Source organism: Pseudomonas sp. CG7 (assembly GCF_023701885.1).
GTDB classification, from domain to species: domain Bacteria; phylum Pseudomonadota; class Gammaproteobacteria; order Pseudomonadales; family Pseudomonadaceae; genus Aquipseudomonas; species Aquipseudomonas zanjanensis.
Map to the genome: position 1 here is coordinate 1 of NZ_JABAEE010000006.1, position 16,181 is coordinate 16,181.

12 protein-coding genes and 1 pseudogene are annotated in these 16,181 nt (G+C 63.0%); 3 read left to right on the plus strand and 10 right to left on the minus strand.

All coding sequences use genetic code 11. The features are described 5' to 3' along the window. Positions 1-83 precede the first annotated feature (83 nt). The 7 genes and pseudogenes from HGO40_RS04250 to HGO40_RS04280 all read right to left on the minus strand — a co-directional run. Positions 84-2,369: pseudogene (locus tag HGO40_RS04250) on the minus strand (efflux RND transporter permease subunit); the annotation flags it as partial. A gap of 52 nt (positions 2,370-2,421) precedes the next feature. After that, on the minus strand, positions 2,422-3,525 hold the full coding sequence (locus HGO40_RS04255) for a WD40/YVTN/BNR-like repeat-containing protein (protein WP_250962012.1): 1,104 nt from the start codon (positions 3,523-3,525) through the stop codon (positions 2,422-2,424). Positions 3,526-3,594: 69 nt separating this feature from the next. Beyond that, on the minus strand, positions 3,595-4,956 hold the full coding sequence (locus HGO40_RS04260) for a DUF1329 domain-containing protein (protein WP_250962013.1): 1,362 nt from the start codon (positions 4,954-4,956) through the stop codon (positions 3,595-3,597). Positions 4,957-4,971: 15 nt separating this feature from the next. Continuing rightward, complete coding sequence (locus HGO40_RS04265) at positions 4,972-6,621, minus strand: DUF1302 domain-containing protein (RefSeq protein ID WP_250962014.1); 1,650 nt, start codon at positions 6,619-6,621, stop codon at positions 4,972-4,974. A 91-nt stretch (positions 6,622-6,712) separates the two neighbouring features. Then, positions 6,713-7,480: a coniferyl-alcohol dehydrogenase gene (locus tag HGO40_RS04270; RefSeq protein ID WP_186729843.1), complete on the minus strand. Its 768-nt coding sequence runs from the start codon at positions 7,478-7,480 to the stop codon at positions 6,713-6,715. Positions 7,481-7,548: 68 nt separating this feature from the next. After that, positions 7,549-9,021 carry a benzaldehyde dehydrogenase gene (locus tag HGO40_RS04275; protein ID WP_250962015.1) on the minus strand — a complete coding sequence of 491 codons (1,473 nt, stop codon included), beginning with the start codon at positions 9,019-9,021 and terminating at the stop codon, positions 7,549-7,551. Then, positions 9,022-9,234, minus strand: coding sequence for a hypothetical protein (locus HGO40_RS04280; protein WP_250962016.1), 213 nt, complete (start codon positions 9,232-9,234; stop codon positions 9,022-9,024). 72 nt (positions 9,235-9,306) lie between these two features. Between HGO40_RS04280 and HGO40_RS04285 the strand changes: the two genes are divergently transcribed. Further along, positions 9,307-11,079, plus strand: a complete 1,773-nt coding sequence (locus tag HGO40_RS04285) for a sigma-54-dependent Fis family transcriptional regulator (RefSeq protein ID WP_250962017.1) — start codon at positions 9,307-9,309, stop codon at positions 11,077-11,079. A gap of 138 nt (positions 11,080-11,217) precedes the next feature. Here the strand turns inward: HGO40_RS04285 and HGO40_RS04290 are convergent, their stop codons facing one another. Both HGO40_RS04290 and HGO40_RS04295 read right to left on the minus strand, forming a co-directional pair. Then, positions 11,218-11,853 carry a hypothetical protein gene (locus tag HGO40_RS04290; RefSeq protein WP_250962018.1) on the minus strand — a complete coding sequence of 212 codons (636 nt, stop codon included), beginning with the start codon at positions 11,851-11,853 and terminating at the stop codon, positions 11,218-11,220. Further along, positions 11,837-12,766 (minus strand): AraC family transcriptional regulator, encoded by a 930-nt coding sequence (locus HGO40_RS04295; RefSeq protein ID WP_250962089.1) that lies wholly within the window; start codon positions 12,764-12,766, stop codon positions 11,837-11,839. The genes HGO40_RS04290 and HGO40_RS04295 overlap by 17 nt, the downstream gene beginning before the upstream one ends. Positions 12,767-13,176: 410 nt before the next feature. On the opposite strand from HGO40_RS04295, the gene HGO40_RS04300 reads away from it, so the two are divergent. Both HGO40_RS04300 and HGO40_RS04305 read left to right on the plus strand, forming a co-directional pair. Then, the gene (locus tag HGO40_RS04300; protein ID WP_250962019.1) at positions 13,177-13,950 is read left to right on the plus strand and encodes an L-iditol 2-dehydrogenase; all 774 of its coding nucleotides are present in this window, start codon (positions 13,177-13,179) and stop codon (positions 13,948-13,950) included. A 193-nt stretch (positions 13,951-14,143) separates the two neighbouring features. Then, complete coding sequence (locus HGO40_RS04305) at positions 14,144-14,998, plus strand: CAP domain-containing protein (RefSeq protein ID WP_250962020.1); 855 nt, start codon at positions 14,144-14,146, stop codon at positions 14,996-14,998. 253 nt (positions 14,999-15,251) lie between these two features. Here HGO40_RS04305 and HGO40_RS04310 read toward each other — a convergent pair whose 3' ends face one another. Beyond that, the gene (locus HGO40_RS04310) at positions 15,252-16,148 is read right to left on the minus strand and encodes a LysR family transcriptional regulator (protein WP_250962021.1); all 897 of its coding nucleotides are present in this window, start codon (positions 16,146-16,148) and stop codon (positions 15,252-15,254) included. Between the last annotated feature and the right edge of the window lie 33 nt (positions 16,149-16,181).

Sequence of the window (16,181 nt, forward strand, 5' to 3'; positions counted from 1 at the left end):
CCCCCCATTTTTTATTCACGCTGAACACTCCATACGCTATTCCTTCCTGTCTAGTGGTCTCTGAGATGCCTATAAGTGACAGGCAACACCCCCATGTCAGCCTGAAACTTGATCGGTGAAAACGCCCAGGTCGACACCGCCACCGCCAATGTCATGCCTGTCAGCAACACCACCTTGCCGGTAAACAGCAGCGCCTGGTAATACGCCTGGGCCAAGGTGTCGCCAGCACGCATCCGCGCCAGGATCACGCTCAACACATAGAGCGCATAATCGACGCCAATGCCCACGCCCAAGGCAATGCCCGGCAATGTCGCGACTTTCACCCCCATGCCCAGCCCCACCATCAGCGCCTCGCACAGGATCGAGGTGAGCATCAGCGGCAGCATCGCGCACAGGGTCGCCCGCCAGCTGCGGAAGGTCAGCAAACACAGCAGGCTGACAGCACCGTAGACCCAGAACAGCATCTCGCGCATGGACTTCTTCACCACGATATTGGTCGCCGCTTCGATCCCCGCGCTGCCGGCCGCCAGCATGAACTTGACCTCCGGCATCTGATGCCCGGCAATGAATTGCTCACTGGCCTCCACCACCCGGTTCAAGGTGTCAGCCTTGTGATCGGCCAGGTAGACGTACAACGACAGCATCGAACACCCCTGGTTGAACAACTCCCGCGGTGCACGGGTTTGCACGGCCCCCAGCGCGCCGTCGTTGGGGATCAGTTCATACCATTTGAAGTTGCCTTCGTTATAACCGGCCGTGGCGATCTTGCTCAGTGCCGCCATCGAGGTGGTCGACTCCACGCCGGGCAATTGCTCCAGTTGCCAGGCCAGCGCGTCTACCGCGGACAGGCTGGCGTAACGGGTGCACTGATCTTCCGGGGGCTTGATCATGACCACGAAGATGTCCGAGCTGGCCGCGTAGTTTTGCGTCATGAACAGCGCATCGCGGTTGTAGCGCGAGTCGGCCCGCAGCTCCGGAGCGCCGGGGTCCAGGTCGCCGATTTTCAGGTGCAGGCTCACGGCAAAACCAAACGCGGCCAACAGCAAGCCAACCAGCATGGCGCCAATGGCCCAGCGCCGTTGGGTGAACAGATCGAGCACGCGCCACAGCGGATGCTTGATCTGCGCCTGTTGCTCATGGGTTTCCGCACTCAGGCTGCGTTGCGCCGCTGCCGGGCTGACGCCGATGTAGCTGAGCAGGATCGGCAGCAGAATCAGGTTGGTGAAAATCAGCACCGCCACGCCGAGGCTGGCGGTGATCGCCAGGTCCTGGATCACTCGGATGTTGATCAGCAGCAACACCGCAAAACCGACCGCATCACAGAGCAACGCGGTGATGCCGGCAGCGAACACCCGGCGGAAGGTATAACGCGCGGCGACCACCCGGTGAGTGCCACGGCCGATGTCCTGCATGATGCCGTTCATCTTCTGCGCGCCATGGCTCATGCCGATGGCGAAGACCAGGAACGGCACCAGTGCCGAGTACGGGTCCAACTCATAACCGAGCAAGGCAAGCAGCCCCAGTTGCCAAAGCACCGCGGCCAGTGAACACGTCACCACCACCAGGGTGCTGCGCGCGCCACGGGCGAAGCCGAACAGTACCAGCACCGTCACCAGGACCGCCACCACGAAGAACAGCAGGACTTGGGTCATCCCTTCGATCAAGTCGCCGACGATTTTGGTAAAGCCGGTGATGTGGATCCTCAGATCGTCGGTCTGATACTTGTCCCGCAGCGCCTCCAGTTGCCGGGAGAATTCGCCGTAATCCAGCGCCTTCCCCGTCTGTGGATTGATTTCCAGCAATGGCACGAAAATCACGCTGGACTTGAAGTTGCCCGCGACCAATTGACCGACTTCCCCGGAGCGGCCCACGTTGGTCCGCACCTGCTCGATGCTGGCGGTCGACCCGTCGTAGTCGTCGGGGATCACCGTGCCGCCGTCCAGACCTTCTTCGGTCACGGCAGTCCAGCGCGTGGTCGGGGTCCATAGCGACTTCATGTAGGGACGGTCGACGCCCGGCAACAGATAAAGCTCGTCGTTGAGCTTGGCCAGGGTGTCGAGGTAATCCTTGGTGAAAATACTCCCCTGCTTGACCTCCACGGCAATGCGCAGCGAGTTGCCCAGGCCGCTCAACTCACTGCGGTTCTCGAGGAAATTGGCGACATAGGGATGCCCGGTGGGAATGGTCTTCTCGTAGCTGGAATTGATGCCGATGCGGGTGGCTTGCCAACCAAGCACCAAGGTCACCAGCAGGCACAGCAGGATCACCAGCGGACGATGGTTGAAGATCGCCCGCTCGGCGAAGTTGCCCGACGCCCGGTCGAAGTCTTCCTGGCGGCCGATCACGGTTTGGGTTCTGTCGTCTTTCAAGTTTGACTCCTGTTGCACGAGCCGTGGCCCGATAGCGCTACACCGTGAAGTTTCAAGGTTTACCCGCGGCGCGCGGATCCTGGTCAGCGGCCACGCCGCTCAAGCCGATGCTGGCCAGGCTGCCATCGACCGCCTGTTGCACGGCAGCGACGGTCCCGCCACTGCGACTCTGACGTTTGTCGAAGCTGCGTCCCTGGTCATGACTGAAGAGAAGCTCGCCACTCTGGCTGGCCAACAGCAGGCCGCCGTCGCGCAGTTCGAGGGCGCTTGCCAAGGTTGACTCGATGCCGGTTTCCAGACGTCGCCAACTGCCGCCACGGTCATCGGACCACCAGGCGTTGCCGCGCAAGCCATAGACAATCAGGGCCCCATCGCGGGTGCCGAGCAGGCCGAAAAAGCTGCCTTCATAAGGCGACTTCAAGGCCTGGAATGACTGCCCGGCATCGGTCGAACGCAACAACAGGCCGCGCTCCCCCACCAGCAGCAAATCCTTGCCCAAGGCGCGGATGCCATACAGGTTCAAGCCCTGGGGATTGTCCACATGCTGCATCCACGGTTGCCAGCTTCGGCCGCCATCGTCGGTGCGGTAGATCTGGTTGTAGGCACCCACGACGTAGCCGTGCAGACGGTCGCTGAAGTACAGGTCAAGAAACGGCTTGTCCGGCCCGTCATCGAGCATGTGCCGTGCCTGCGCCAAGTGGCTGGCACCACCAGGTTGGTTGGCATCGCGCTCAGCGACTTGCACCGCCAGGGCGATGGCACGCTCGCCGTCGAGTTGCTTTTGCCAGGTTTCGCCGCCGTCCTGGGTGTGCAGCACCACGCCCAGATGACCGACCGCCCAGCCCTGCTCGGCATCGACGAACTGCACTGCCGTCAGGCTGACGCTGACCGGCACCTTGGCCTGGCGCCACGTCACGCCTGCGTCATCGGAAAGCAGCACGATCCCGCGCTCGCCCACCGCCACCAGGCGTTCGCCGGCCCGGCCCAGCCCGAGCAAGACCGCGCGCGGGGCCTTGGCCGTTGGCAATGCCGGTTGCTGCAGCACCGCCAGGGTCGTGGCCTGTGCGACCCAGGGCACGCTCGCCAGCAGGCATCCGAGCAAGGCGCAAGCCCCCCATAACGGACCGCGGCGCGCAAAGATTTTTTCAACGTTCATATCGTCATTCCGCCTGGTAAATCGTAAGCGACCGCGACGAACCCCCTCCTCGCCACGGCCGCCACCGGTTCAACGCATGTTTTCGTTGGCCATGGCATCCGGGGTGAAATAGGACGCCGAAGGCTTCGCGACTTTCTGGTACTGAACCGTCAGGTCGTTGCTTGATGAGTTGAGGAAGTAGGCCCCCGTGTCGAGGTTGTAGCTGCCCCACATGACCTGGGCGGTCAGGGCCGGCAGGTCCGGTGCCAGCAGCGTCAGCGAATACATCTGCCGGCCGAGCTTGCCCTGGGCGTCATATCCGTCGGCCATCAGGATCTGCCAGGAATCCTCATCGACGTAGTAAGTGCGACGTGGCACGACATGGCGCTTGCCGGATTTGAGCGTGGCCTCGACCACCCAGACCCGATGCTTCTCCCAACGCACCAGATCGGGGTTGAGGAAGTTCGCCTTGACCAGGTCGTCGCTCTTGGCCAGCGCGGCGCGGTTATTGTTGTAGGCGACGATCAGCTCTTTCTTGCCCACCAGCTTGAGGTCATAACGATCGGTCGGCCCGAACAGCATGAATGCTTCGTCGAACAAGCCGACGCCGGAGGTCACGAAGTCCGGCGTGTCATAGGCAATGTTCGGCGCCCGACGAACCCGGCGCTGACCGACCAGGTACTGCCAGGCCGCCCGATTGGCCGGGTCCAGGTCCCAATGGGTCATCAGGCCTTCGCCGGCCTTGGACGACGGCAACTCGGTGAACAGCTTGCCCAGCAGGTACTTGCCCGAATAGTTTTCCAGGCTGCCGCCTTCGACGTAATAGGGAAACTGGTAGGTGTATTGGGCCCGGGTCGCCTGGACTTTCTTGCCTCCGGCGGTCATCAGCCAGGTATCGAATGGCGAGCTGATGGTGTCACCGCCCTGCCAGGACAACCGATAGTTCCACAGCACCTGCGCACCGTTTTCCGGGATCGGGAACGGGATGCCGCCGTACGCACTGGAGACCTTCTCACTGTCCACGTCCAGCGTGGCGCGGGTGGCGTTCTTGCTGGTGTTGTCATAGACCCATTGCGGCGCGGCAGCCGAGCGATGGGTCGGGTACACGTCCAGGCGGTAGTCCGGGTATTTTTTTAACAGCAACTTGGTGCCTTCGGCCAATTCGCCGGCGTACTGCTCCATGTTCGCGGCCTTGATCGAATACAGCGGTTTCTCGCTGGCGAACGGATCGGCGCGCTTGTCGCCCGATTTGTAGCCAGGCGTGACCTGGGTGTAACCGCCCTGCCATGCCGGGATGCTGCCATCGGCGTTGCCGGCACGCTCGCCGCCCAGGGGGGTCAGATCGGTTTTCAAACGGGCGGCCTGTTCGGGCGACACCGCTGCCTGCGCCAGCCCCATGCCAGCGAGGGCCAGGGTCAGGACGCAGGTGTTCAGGAAAGCTGTGTTCTGCATGGCGAATCCACCTTATTAGAATGAGGTTTTCACGTAGAGCGAGACGAAGTCGCGGTCGGCCAACGACTGTCCGTAACTGAAATTGCCGTCCTCGCGCAGCCCGGCTTTCGGGGCACCGAAGAAGTTCACGTAATTGAGGCCGACGTCCCAGCGTTGCAGGTAGGTGGCTTTGAGCCCGACACTCCAGTCACCGGAATGGGTGTTGCCGAAGCCGGATTTGTTGACGGCCGATGAGCGCCCATCGAGCACGATCCCCATGCCGATCGGCACCGTCAGGTCGATCCCGTCGATAATCTGGAAGTACGCAGGCTCCAGCAGCACGCGCAGCGCCGTGGCATCGCGGGTGGTGTTGGAATCCAGGGCGGCCGGGTTCTTGGTCACGCTCAGGGTGCGGTTCCAGGCCAGTTCGGCCAGGGCCGAGCCGCCGTCCCAGAACGCGGTTGGCGACAGCAGGTAAATCGCCGACAGGTTGGCGTGGGCGGTCTTGCCCCTGGCGAACAGCTCATTGTCGCCACCATCGGCCTCCACGCCGGGGGCCACCACTTGCAGGTTGCTCACCAGCGGCGCGTTCCAGCGCAACGACGTTTCACCGGCAAAGTTGAACGGGCCATAGGCGGTGGAGAAACTGACGCCGGCCGTCTTGATGTCTTCGGCGTAGACCTGACGATAGGAACCCAGGATCGGCAACCCGCTGGCCGCTGCCGCCGGACCGTCCAGGTAGGCATACAACCCGATCGGCGCTTTATCGTGATACTGGGCCGCGTAGAAACCCAGCTCCAGCTCGGTGCCGCTCGGCTTGAAGCGGATCTGCATGCCGCCCTGCCCTGAATTACGCGGTTTCAGGTCGCCGCCATTCACCGTGTCATTGCCAAAGACTTCGCGCAGCGGACCGCTGCCGTAACCGATGGCATCGACGTCGCTCAGGTAGCTGCCGGCGCCGGGCAGGTTGGAACGCTCCCACTCGAACTGATAGTAAGCGCCCACGGACAATTGCGGGTTGATCTGCAACTGCCCGGAGATCTGATTGACCGGGCGCAGGATTTCCTTGAACTGCGTACCCGGCACGCTGAGCAACTTGACGACGTCGGTCGGCCCCTGGGCATTGGCGATGCCGTTGCCACCGTAGAACAGGCTTTCGCCGTAGATCAGGCTGTGGCGGCCCAGGCGCGCCACGCCCTGGGAGTCCTCACCCAAATCACCGCGCACGAACACAAAGGCATCGAGAATTTCCGCGTCGCGACCGTGGAGCTCGCGGGTTTCGCTGAGAAAATGCGGTTGCTCGCTGCTGTCGGTGTCCTGGTTGTAGATATCGTCGTACCAGGCCGCGCCGCTCACCCGCAGGCCATAGTTTTGCCGGCTGAGGTCCATTTCGGAGAACAGGTCCAGGCGGTTGGAGACCAGGCCGCGACTGAAGTTCTTGTCACCCTGGCTCTGGATCGAGGGATACAGGCCGTTGGCGGTCGGCGCGTTGGTCAAGCGGCTGTCCTGCCCTTGCAGGCGCCAGGCCTGGCTGTACTTGATGGTGTTGTCCCAGCGCAGTTTCCAGTCGGAGTCACCCAGGTCCATTTGCATGGCTTCGACCCGATCGACCATCACACCGGTGCTGCATAACGCCAGGAACAGCGCGCAATGCTTGAAACGAAAGCTCTCTTTGACGTTATCCATGGACGCTTCTCATTATTGTTATTTTTGGGCATGGCTTTGGCAGCCAACACGCTCAGGTCGCGGCTTGCGCCGCTTTCCACAGGTGCGCATTTCAGATGTAGGTGGAGGCCAATCCCCCATCGACCGGCAGGTTCACGCCGTTGATCCAGCGCGACTCGTCGGCACACAGGAAAGCGATCACCGCCGCCACCTCATCGGCGTAGGCGGGACGTTTCATTCGGTGGGCATCGGCCTGGGTCCGCGCCTCGCCGAGCATGCTCACGAAGTCGTCGAGGATGGGCGTGAACACCGGGCCTGGGGCGACACTGTTCATGCGCACCGAATGCTCAAGGAACCAGGGCTGGGCCTGCAGGTAGTTCCAGACGATCAAGGCTTCCTTGAAGTACTGGTAGCAGGTCTGGTCCGGCACCGGGTGGTCGGCCAGCCAGGCTTGCGCGGCGGCAAAATCCTCGATGCGCGCCAGCGCCTTGTGCTGTTCCAGACGCAGCGGCCATTCGGCGCCAAGGATCGAGGCGATATTGACGATGCTGCCGCCAGCGCTGATACGCGGCAGCAGCGCACGGCTCAGGTGGCGCAGCCCAAGGTAGTTGACCCGCGCCAGCAGTCGCGGATTGGCGGTGCCCGGCACACCGGCAATGTTGCACAGGCTGTCGAGCCGTGCGGGCAGCTGTGGCAGCAAACGGTCGATGTTCTCGGCGCTGCTCAAATCACCCTGTACAAAGCCGTCCAGGGTCATGTGCGGCGCCTTGAGGTCCACGCCAATCACCTGGGCGCCGTGGGCACGCAGCAAGCTCGCCGTGGCAGCACCGATACCCGACGAGACCCCCGTCACCAGCACAATCTTGTTGTCGAGTTTCATGTTGACTCCTCTTCTTATTGTTGTGTACCCGCCGGGCCCAGCTCATCGAGCCCGGTAAAACCGGCCGGTCAGAACGGGTAGACCGGCGCCGTGTCCTTGATCGTGACCCACTGCCATTGGGTGTATTCGTCCCAGTCCGCCGGGCCGCCGACACTGCCGCCATTGCCCGAGGCGCCACGTCCGCCGAACGGGTTGACGCACTCATCGGCAACGGTCTGGTCATTGATGTGCAACATGCCGCACTGCAACCGCTCACCGATGGCCATGGCCCGGCCCACTGACGGTGAAATGATCGCTGCGGCCAAGCCGTACTCGGTGCGATTGGCCAACTCGATGGCTTCGTCGTCGGTGGCGAAGCTGACCACCGTGGCCACGGGCCCGAAGATCTCTTCGTCGAAAGCACGCATGCCCGGCTTCACGCCGCTGAGCACAGTGGCCTCGTAGAACAGCCGATCGTGGTCGCCGCCCGCTTCCAGCCGAGCCCCGGCAAGCACGGTGTCGCTGACGATGTCGTGGACCCGTTGCAACTGCCGCTGATTGATCAGCGGCCCCATCGCGGCTTCTTCCCGGGCAGCGTTGCCAGTCGTCATCGCCTGGGCCTTTTCCACCAGTTTGCGGGTCAGCTCGGCGGCGATGGATTCATGGGCGAGGATCAAGCCGGTGGCCATGCAAATCTGCCCTTGGTGCAGCCAGGCGCCCCAGGCCGCGTTCCGGGCCGCGAGGTCGAGGTCGGCGTCTTCGAGAACGATCAGGGGGTTCTTGCCACCCAACTCCAGGGCGACTTTCTTCAGGTTGCGCCCGGCCACTTCAGCCACCTTGCGCCCGGCGCCGGTGGAACCGGTGAAGGCGATCATGCGCACGTTAGGGTCGCGGCACAGCGCCTCACCGGCATCCGCCGCGCCAGGCAACACTTGCAGCAAGCCCTTGGGCAGGCCTGCTGCCTCGAACAAGCAGGCGATGAGGAAACCGCCGCTCACCGGCGTCTGCGGATCCGGCTTGAGCACCACCGCGTTGCCCGCCGCCAGGGCCGGCGCGACAGAGCGCATGGACAGCACCAAGGGAAAGTTGAAGGGTGAAATTACCCCGACCACGCCGTGGGGCTGGCGCCGCGCATAGGACAGGCGCCCCGCCTCGCTGGGCAAGACCACCCCATGGGCCTGGGACAGCAGGCCGGCGGCCTGGTGCAACAGCACGATGGCTTCGCGTACCTCGTGCTGCCCCTTGAACAGAGCAGCGCCGGTCTCCCGGGCCACGTACAACGCCAGTTCGTCGAAGGACTGCTCGGCCACGTCGGCGGCCTTGCGGAAGATCGCCGCCCGTTGCCGCGGGCCCAGGGCCGCCCATGCCGGCTGAGCGAGGGCTGCGTCGCGACTGGCCTTGGCGATGTCGGCGGTGTCGGCCGTGGCACAGCGCATCAACCGCTCACCGGTGGCCGGTTCGATTATCGTTTGCAGCGGGCCCGAGGCAGGCACCCAGTCACCGTTGAAGACACATTCCGACTCGATCACCTGAGACAACAGGTGGCTCTTGGATGCAGACATTTAACACTCCCGGCTCTTTGTTGTTGTCATCGTTTGCCGCACCTGGACGGTGTCGACGCAAACGCCGTGCAAGTGCTTGAGCAAGCGCTGTGCCGGTTTTGCCCGCAGGCCTTGATAAACCTGGTGCAGGGCTCTGGCCCAGGGTTCTTCGCCGGACACGACGGGTCGGGAGCCGCCGCCGACCTGGCCGTTGGCCAGCTGTCGCTTGTTCATTTGATAAAGTTATGCTTAATAACTATCTCGCCAGGTGATCATTTCGATCACTGCGCCATCAGGGGCATAACAATGAATAATCCCCACTGCCAGTTGCCGGACCGGATCGCCACCGAACATTTCCATCCACGGGGCGACAGCAAAGAGCTGAGCGACAGCAGTTCGCCCACCACGGCAGAGCTCACCGCGTGCCTGTTTTTCTCCCCCGATGATGGCCGTATCTGGCTCAACGACCAGCGCATGTTGCTGCTGCACAGCTCCTCCTTCGGTGCGTTGCGCCGGGAAATCATCGAGCGCCAGGGGCTGGAGCAGGCCCGCGGCATGCTCACCCGCACCGGCTATTCCTCCGGCGCCCGCGACGCCCGGCTGATTCGTGAACGCTGGCCCCACGCCGATGCCGCGGCGGTGTTTCGCGCCGGCACGCACCTGCATACCCTCGAAGGCATGACCAAGGTCGAGCCGCTGCATTTCAAGTTCGACGCCGACTCGGGATTCTATGAAGGGGAATTTCTCTGGCATCACTCCTGCGAGGCCGATGAGCATGTCGCCGCCTATGGCACCGGGCAGGACCCGGTGTGCTGGACCGAACTGGGCTACGCCATCGGCTTCGTCAGCGGGCTGTTTGGCCAACTGGTGGTCTTTCGCGAAGTGGAATGCCGGGGCATGGGCCATGAACGCTGCCGAGTCGTCGGCAAGACCGCCGAGCAATGGGGTGACATCGAGCAGGACCTGAATTACCTCAATGCGTCACCGACGACGGTCGTTCCACGCGCCGATACTCAGTCCGACAACGTCGCCGGAACCGCCCCGCTGCCGGACAGCGAACAGCCGCTGATCGGTGCCAGCGCCGCCTTCAACGCCGCGACCCAGGCCTTGCAACGGGTGGCCTTGACCCCCGCCACCGTGCTGGTCAGCGGCGAATCCGGCGTCGGCAAGGAGATGTTCGCCCGCCAGTTGCACCAACTGAGTCGCCGCCGTGACGGTCCGTTCATCGCCCTCAACTGCGCGGCCATCCCCGATAACCTGATCGAGGCCGAACTATTCGGCGTCGAACGCGGTGCCTACACCGGCGCCACCCATTCACGCCCCGGGCGTTTCGAACGCGCCCATGGCGGTACGTTGTTCCTGGACGAGATCACCTGCCTGAGCCTGGCCGGGCAAAGCAAGCTGCTGCGCGCCTTGCAGGAGCGGGAGATCGAACGGGTTGGCGGCGGCCATGGCATCAAAGTCGATGTGCGAGTCGTGGCGGCCACCAACATCGACCTGCGCAAGGCCGTGGCGGACGGCGCGTTCCGTGAAGACCTGTTCTACCGGCTCACCGTCTACCCCATCGCCCTGCCGCCCCTGCGCGAGCGTCGCGACGACATACCGTTGCTGATCAATGCCTGTCTCAAGCGTGTCTGCCAGGAATACGGCCGCACGCCGATGGGGCTGACCATGCGCGCCTTGAAAGTGCTGTTGCGCTATGACTTTCCGGGCAACGTGCGGGAATTGCAGAACCTCATCGAACGCGGCCTGATCGCCAGCGAAGAGGGCCAGGCGATCGATCTGGTCCACCTGTTTCGCAATGAGCAATTGCCGGTGGATGCGTACTCCGTGGACCACCTCGGCGGCCTCTCGACCATGGGCCTGGTCGGCAACGACGTGGCAGAAAAACCGGCGCTGCTCCAGTCACTCAGCCAACTGGACGCGGACTTCTCCATTGACGGGCTGGAAGCGCGGCTGATCAACGAAGCCCTGCAACTGAGCAGCGGTAACCTGGCGGCGGCCGCGCGCTCGCTGGGGCTGAGCCGGGCGCAATTCGCCTATCGGTTGAAGAAGCATCAGAAAGGTGTCCCAGACTAAACACCGAACTAATGTGGGGGGCTTGCTCGCGAAAGCGGTGGGCCAGCTTGCATGTATGTCGAATGTGCTGACGCCTTCGCGAGCAGGCTCGCTCCCACACTGGTTTCTGGGTGGTTTTAAGGTCTGTGTACTAGCGACTCAATCGGTGGTGCTCGCCGCCAGCACGGCAAGCGTGCGGCGCTTGGGGTTCCAGATGCTCAGGCACCAGACGCCCCACCACTCCAGGCCATCGTCGAAATAATCGCTCCAGGGGTCCCGTGCCGGATCGGGTTCGTCGCTGGCGGTCCAGTTGACGTTGAAGTTGTCGACCCAACTCAACACCACGACATCGATCCCTTCTTCGAGCCCGAGCAAATCGAGCCATGCCTTGAACAGCGCTTGCGGCGTGTCGTCGCTGAAACGGGTGCCATAGGGCGGTTCGCAGAAGTCCGCGTACAAGGCGTAGGGCTGCTGATTGTGTTCGCCCACGTCGGTGCGCATGAGTCGGGTCACCTCGTCGTGGTTCAGCGGCTTGGCGACAGCCTTGTCCAGATCCCAACTCATGATGGGCGACGCAACCTTGGCATAGCGCGGATCGAGGGCCAGTTGGCGGTGACGTTCCAGCCATTGGGCCTTGATCTGTTGGAACAATATATCCACGGCCTGGCGATGGAGCGCCTCGTCAACCGTCTCATTCGCCTCATGCGCGAGTATCAGGAATTCGAAGGCGCAACCGGCCCTCTCCATTCGTTGGCGCAACGATGCGCTGGTTGACTGTTCAACGACGTTCAACATGACAGGCTCCGTCAGACAGGGGAAAAGCGCCCCGCCGATACTCGCTGGGGGTCTGGTTCATTTCGATGCGGAAATGTCGGTTGAAGTTGGACAGATTGTTATAGCCCACTTCAAAACAGATGTCGGTCACCGGCATTTCGCTTTGCAACAGCAAGCGGCAGGCGCGCTGAACTCGCAACTTGCGCATCAGGTCGATGAAACCGTGCCCGGTGATGCGCTTGAAGAATCGCGAGAAGCCTGGCTCGCTCATGTCCAATTGACGGGCGATCACCGACAGTCTCAGGTCGCCGGTGAGTTCGGCTTGCAGGTACTCGAAGGCTTTGTGGATACGCTCGGAACTGCGGGCATCGAGGGTCGGTGCGTAGCATGGGCTCGCCAGGCTCAGGGCCTCGTCACCGGGAGCCTGGTTGAGGGTATGGAGCAACTCCAGGAACAGCGCCAATCGCTGCAGCCCCTGGGCCGGGCCGATGGTTTCCAGCAGGTGCGCAGCCCTCAGTGCGGTGTCACCTGCGAAGGCAAGGCCACGGCGGGCTCGTTCGAACAGCCCCTGCAGATCCCCCAGTTCAGGCAGGGTGCGGCGCAAGGTCAGCAGCGTGGCGCCGTCGAATTGCAACACCACGTCACGACCGGCCAAGGACTCCCCCGGCGCCAGGTCGCCCATCCAGTCGTGGGGCAAAGCCGGGCCGATCATCGCCACATGACCGGGGCCAAACGGGCCAATGTAGTCGCCCGCCAACAGTTTGCCGCTGCCCTGGCGGATCAGGTGGATCTCGAATTCAGGGTGATGGTTCCAGCGCGCCAGCGGGTACGGGTAATCGTGCTCGTACCAGCGAAAACTGTGTTCGGGCTCAGGCAGGATGACTTCCAGTTCGGCCGGTCGCTGCTCGAACAGGGGCGTTCGGAGATCAGGCAGGTCGCGGCTCTTTTAGCGTTATAGCGGGCACCTTACGCCGAGTGCGCAGCGCTTAGCCCGCCTCGGGCTGACCGTCCGCTGGTACTTTTTTAACCCGCGCTTGCCACGTTCAGCGACGTTAAAAAAATATCAGCACACGATTCTCCCCGCGTTTGTCCTCCTCCACGGGCGCTGCTGTAATCGGCTTACCCATGACCGCAATGCTGTTCATTTAAGGCAATCGGCAAACCCGTGGCGAGGGAGCTTGCTCCCGCTGGGCCGCGAAGCGGCCCCAAAAACCTGGCAGGTGCGGCGTATCAGACACACCGCACCCGCCGGTTTACGACTGCTTTGCAGCCGAGCGGGAGCAAGCTCCCTCGCCACAGCGTGTGTGTGTGACGCCCTACTACCTCGACTGACAGGAAAACCCCATGAAACGACTCGAAGGAAAAAGTGCCTTGGTGACCGGCGCCGCCCGTGGTATCGGCAAGGCATTCGCCCAGGCCTATATCAACGAAGGCGCCACGGTGGCGATCGCCGATATCGACCTTGACCGAGCCCAGGCCACCGCCGCCGAGCTGGGCGACTGCGCCTACGCCGTCAAAATGGACGTGACCGACCAGGCCTCGATCGACCAGGCCATCGAGGCCGTGGTGGCCCGGGCGGGCAAGCTGGATATCCTGATCAACAACGCCGCGCTGTTCGACCTGGCGCCCATCGTCGACATCACCCGACAGAGCTACGAGCGGCTGTTTTCCATCAACGTCGCCGGCACGCTGTTCACGCTGCAGGCGGCGGCGCGGCAGATGATCCGCCAGGGCCATGGCGGCCGGATCATCAACATGGCCAGCCAGGCCGGCCGGCGTGGCGAGCCCCTGGTGGCGATCTATTGCGCCACCAAGGCGGCGGTGATCAGCCTGACCCAGTCCGCCGGGCTGGACCTGATCAGGCACCGGATCAACGTCAACGCCATCGCCCCCGGCGTGGTGGATGGCGAGCACTGGGATGGCGTGGACGCGCTGTTCGCCCGTCACGAAAACCTGCCGCTGGGGGAAAAGAAGCGCCAGGTTGCGGAGCAAGTACCCTATGGCCGGATGGGCACCGCGGAGGACCTCACCGGAATGGCGATTTTCCTGGCCTCGACGGAGAGCGAATACGTGGTGGCACAGACGTATAACGTCGATGGTGGTAACTGGATGAGCTGATAATCGAGGTTTTTATGGCCTTGAAACGACGGAAATGGACTTATTCGCTTGAAAACTGATCCCACTACTTGAGGATTGTCCCGAACGGTGCCCAACGGTACCGTTCCAAGGATTTCAAGAGAGCGTGAATACCGTTGCCCCGGCGGGGCAAAAATTGCGCATCATAGGCGCCGTCCGCTCAAGGGAGATTTACATGCGTGCCATTTCATCCGTCATGGGTCTTGTCGTGCTGTCGCTGGGCCTGGCGTTCACCACCAGCGCCACGGCCACCGAAGAGACGCAACTGGTCGAGTCCATCAACCTTTACCGCAGCCAATCCCAAAGCTGCGCCGGCCAGGCCTCGTTGGAGCTGCCGCCGCTGGCGATGGACTCCCGGCTGATCCTGTCGGCCAATGGCATCGGCGACCTGCAACAGGCGCTGGCGCGGGCGGCCTATCCCATGGTCAACGTGCAAGCCATCAGCCTGTCCGGGCCGCGCGATGCGCAATCGGCCATGAAAGCCGTGCAGGAAAGCTTCTGCCAGGTGGTGCTCGACCCACAGTTCGTCGACATCGGCGTCAGCCGCCTGGATCGCGAATGGCGCATCGTGCTGGCGCGCCCGCTGTTGTCGGCGCGCCTGGGTGATTGGCAAGCGGAGGGCCAGAAACTGCTGAAGCTGATCAACAGCGCCCGCGCCCAGCCGCGTCGCTGCGGCACCGAAGCCTTCGCCGCCACCACGCCGCTGGCCTGGAACGCCACCCTGGCCCTGGCCGCCGTCACGCACACCCGGGCCATGGCCAACAACAACTTCTTCGACCACAAGGACCGGGACACTCGCACGCCCGGCGACCGCGCCGAACTGGCCGGCTACCTGGGCCAATTGATCGGCGAGAACATTGCCGCCGGCCAAGATACCGCGCTCAAGGTGGTGGATGGCTGGCTGGCGAGCCCAGGGCACTGCGCCAACCTGATGAACCCGCAGTTCCGCGAATTGGGCGCCGGGTATGCGACCGATCCGAAAAGCGATGCGGGGATCTATTGGACGGCGATGTTTGGCACGCCGCAGTAGCGGTGCCATCGCGAGCAAGCTCGCTCCCACAGGGGATTTTTGGCGGCCATGCAATCAAGTCCCAGCGCCAGCCAGTGTGGGAGCGAGCCTGCTCGCGAAGGCGGCGGCATATTCAACATCGATGCTGTCTGAACCACCGTTTTCGCGAGCAGGCTCGCTCCCACAGTGGGCGTTGTGGCGGTCATGCGCTCAAGTTCCACCATCCGCCAATGTGGGAGCGAGCTTGCTCGCGATAGCCAGTGCCTGATCAACCTCAGCGCCCGTGGCTGGCCTCATCCTGCCGCAGCACCTGCCGCACATGCTCCATGAACTGGCTCAACGAGGGTGATGGAGCCACCGGCTTGCGCTGCAACAGGCCGATCGAGCGTTTCGCCGGCTGGTCGATGGCAGTGACCATGCACTGCTCGCCAATGTTGAACACGGCCGTGCAACTGGCCGGCAGCAGGGAGAATCCCAATCCTTCGCGCACCAACGCCGTGGCGGTGCTCATGTGCGCGACCTCCCAGGCCGGAACCGCATCGACGTTCAGATAGCGCAATGCAGCGTCAGCCAGGGGGCGGATGCTGGTGTCGGGCGTAAGCGCGATGTAGGGCTGCCGCTTCCAGTCGTCCAGGCCTTCGCGCAGGTGATCCTTGTGGCTCAATAGCACAAGGTTGTCATCCAGCAGTCGCTCGAAACTCAATCCGGAAAGATCGTCAGGCAGCGAACTGATGCCGGCGTCCACCTCGCCTCGCTGCACCCAGCCCATGATTTCCCCCGCGCGGCCATCCAGCAAGCTCACCGTCACGCCCGGGTTCTCACGCTGGAAAGCAGCAATGGCCATCGGCAGGAACGATGCGGCGGCGGTAGGCAGGGCCGCCAGCCGGAGCGTACCCCGGCTCAGGTTGAGGGTGTCACGAGCATCGCGTACGGCATCGTCCATGTCCCGGAGCATGCGCCGGGCCTGGGGCAAGAAGTGCTCTCCGGCGGGCGTCAGTTCGACGCTGCGGGTGTTACGCGCGAGCAGTTGCAAGCCCATGCTCTCTTCCAATTTGCGAATGCTGTAGCTCAACGCCGGTTGGGACAGGTGCAATTGTTCTGCCGTGCGGGTAAAGCTCGACGTCTCGGCGATCAGGATGAAGGCACGAAGCTGACGAAAAGAAACGTTCATGGCCCACTCATAAAATTACTGGATCAATTGATT

What these genes read in the sequence shown, in the direction of transcription:
- HGO40_RS04300 (WP_250962019.1), top strand. Translation starts at nt 13,177, where the DNA reads ATGAAACGACTCGAAGGAAAAAGTGCCTTGGTGACCGGCGCCGCCCGT.
- HGO40_RS04285 (WP_250962017.1), top strand. Translation starts at nt 9,307, where the DNA reads ATGAATAATCCCCACTGCCAGTTGCCGGACCGGATCGCCACCGAACAT.
- HGO40_RS04275 (WP_250962015.1), bottom strand. Translation starts at nt 9,021, where the DNA reads ATGTCTGCATCCAAGAGCCACCTGTTGTCTCAGGTGATCGAGTCGGAA.
- HGO40_RS04305 (WP_250962020.1), top strand. Translation starts at nt 14,144, where the DNA reads ATGCGTGCCATTTCATCCGTCATGGGTCTTGTCGTGCTGTCGCTGGGC.
- HGO40_RS04280 (WP_250962016.1), bottom strand. Translation starts at nt 9,234, where the DNA reads ATGAACAAGCGACAGCTGGCCAACGGCCAGGTCGGCGGCGGCTCCCGA.
- HGO40_RS04290 (WP_250962018.1), bottom strand. Translation starts at nt 11,853, where the DNA reads ATGTTGAACGTCGTTGAACAGTCAACCAGCGCATCGTTGCGCCAACGA.
- HGO40_RS04265 (WP_250962014.1), bottom strand. Translation starts at nt 6,621, where the DNA reads ATGGATAACGTCAAAGAGAGCTTTCGTTTCAAGCATTGCGCGCTGTTC.
- HGO40_RS04270 (WP_186729843.1), bottom strand. Translation starts at nt 7,480, where the DNA reads ATGAAACTCGACAACAAGATTGTGCTGGTGACGGGGGTCTCGTCGGGT.
- HGO40_RS04260 (WP_250962013.1), bottom strand. Translation starts at nt 4,956, where the DNA reads ATGCAGAACACAGCTTTCCTGAACACCTGCGTCCTGACCCTGGCCCTC.
- HGO40_RS04255 (WP_250962012.1), bottom strand. Translation starts at nt 3,525, where the DNA reads ATGAACGTTGAAAAAATCTTTGCGCGCCGCGGTCCGTTATGGGGGGCT.
- HGO40_RS04310 (WP_250962021.1), bottom strand. Translation starts at nt 16,148, where the DNA reads ATGAACGTTTCTTTTCGTCAGCTTCGTGCCTTCATCCTGATCGCCGAG.